The sequence below is a fragment of the uncultured Aquincola sp. genome (genome assembly GCF_964001545.1).
GTDB lineage: Bacteria > Pseudomonadota > Gammaproteobacteria > Burkholderiales > Burkholderiaceae_C > Aquincola.
Genome location: NZ_CAXFDV010000477.1, coordinates 1 through 1944, shown reverse-complemented (window position 1 = coordinate 1944; position 1944 = coordinate 1). Strand labels below are relative to the sequence as shown.

2 protein-coding genes are annotated in these 1944 nt (G+C 69.2%); one reads left to right on the top strand and one right to left on the bottom strand.

The features are described from left to right. The first annotated feature begins 162 nt into the window (after window positions 1-162). On the top strand, window positions 163-1287 hold the full coding sequence (locus tag ABNT58_RS16395; protein WP_348754520.1) for a PA0069 family radical SAM protein: 1125 nt from the start codon (window positions 163-165) through the stop codon (window positions 1285-1287). 18 nt (window positions 1288-1305) lie between these two features. Here ABNT58_RS16395 and ABNT58_RS16390 read toward each other — a convergent pair. Next, a partial coding sequence (locus tag ABNT58_RS16390; RefSeq protein WP_348754519.1) for a peptidoglycan-binding protein occupies window positions 1306-1944 on the bottom strand: 639 nt, incomplete at its 5' end.

The following is a 1944-nucleotide window of genomic DNA, read 5'->3' as shown; positions in this document are numbered from 1 at the left end:
CGGCAAGCAACGTAACGGCCCGGTGGGCACGGTGAAGCTGACCTTCCTGAAGCCGCTGACCAAGTTCGACAACCTTGCACCCGGCAGCGCCAGCGACGAATACTGATCTGGGGCGGCAACCCCGCCTTTGCACTGGCGGCGTGGACTGTATATATTCACAGTATGCGCCCCGATGCCAATCCCGCCGCCACCTTGCTTTATGCCCCTCGCACGCCGCTGAAGGGCCGCGGCACGGTGTGGGCGATCGAGCACCGCTTCACCTCTGACGCGCGAGAAGCCTTCGACGACGGCTGGGGTGCGCTGGAGCAGGCCGCGCAGGAAGAACGGCTGCCGCCCGGCACACAGTTGGTCGAGGAAAACGTCAAGTCCATCCTGTCGGGCAACGACTCGCCCGACATCTCGTTCGACCTGTCGATCAACCCCTACCGGGGCTGTGAACACGGCTGCATCTACTGCTTCGCGCGGCCCACGCACAGCTACCTCAACCTGTCGCCGGGGCTCGATTTCGAGACCCGCATCATCGCCAAGGTCAACGCGGCCGAACGGCTGCGGCAGGCGCTGTCGCGGCCGGGCTACCAGCCGCTGCCGCTGAACATCGGCTCGGCCACCGATGCCTACCAGCCGGTAGAGCGGCGGCTGCGCATCACCCGCTCGGTGATCGAGGTGCTGGCCGAGGCGCGGCATCCGTTTTCGGTCATCACCAAGTCGGCCGGCATAGAGCGCGACATCGATCTCGTCGCGCCGATGGCGGCCCAGCGCATGGCCTCGGCCTATGTGTCCATCACCACGCTCGACCCCCAGCTGGCCCGCATCCTGGAGCCGCGCGCGGCTTCGCCCCAGCGCCGGCTGCAGACGGTCAAGGCCCTGGCCGCGGCCGGCATCCGCGTGGGCGTCAGCGTGTCGCCGGTCATTCCGTTCATCAACGAGCCCGAGGTCGAGCAGATCATGGCGGCGGCGGCCGAGGCGGGCGCCAGCACCGCCTTCAGCATCGTGCTGCGCCTGCCCTGGGAGGTGAATCCGCTGTTCCAGCAGTGGCTGCAGCAGCACTTCCCCGACCGGGCCGACCGTGTGATGGCCCGCATCCGCGAGATGCGCGGCGGCAAGGACAACGACGCCCACTTCGGCAGCCGCATGCGGGGGCAGGGCGTGTGGGCCGAGCTGCTGCACCAGCGGGTGAAAAAGGCAGCCGCGCGCCTGGGGCTGGACCGTGAGCGCATTCCGCTCGACTTCAGCCAGTTCCGCCGGCCGCAGACGGCAGCGCAGCAGGCGCAGGGCAGCCTGTTCTAGAAGCCGGCTCGTCCCGGCTCAAAGGTCCTCGTCGTCGGTGAGCATGTCGCCCACGCGGTAAGCCTCTGCAAAGGCCTCCAGGCCATGGCTGCCGCCATTGACGGCACGTCGCGCCGCCCGCAGGTCGCCTTCCATCAACGACGACTTGATCTGCAGCTCACGGTCCTTCAAGAAGGCGGCCAGCACCGCGGCGGCCACGTCGGGCGTGTTGGCCAGCTCGGGCTGCTCCACCAGAGGCTGCTGGAGCCGCTCTGCATAGACGGTGTAGTTGTGGCGGCCGGTCAGCTGCACGAAGCCGCGGCCCTTGTAGCGGGCGCCGTCCGGCTCGCCGTGGTTGCCCAGGTCGGCACGGCGGTCGTACAGGTCGAAGGGGTGGCCGCGCGGCGAGGTGTTGAAGCGCGACAGACCTTCGTCGATGGGCACGAAGCCCGCCGTCTCGGCGCGTATGGTGGCCAGCGCGGCCAGCAGCATCACGCGGTCGGCCAGGCCGGCGGCCTTCATCGCATCGAGCACCGGTGGCAGGTGCTCGCGGATGGGGCCCAGCGGCGTCTGCGGGAACATCTGCGCCACCACCTGCACCGAGAAGCGGTCGGTGGCCGACGGCAGTTTGTCGCTGCGCGCCAGGCCCAGCGCCCGCAAGGTGCGGGGGCCGGCGAT

Excerpts from the sequence above, each read along its gene's own strand:
- ABNT58_RS16395 (WP_348754520.1), top strand. The coding sequence starts at position 163 with ATGCGCCCCGATGCCAATCCCGCCGCCACCTTGCTTTATGCCCCTCGC.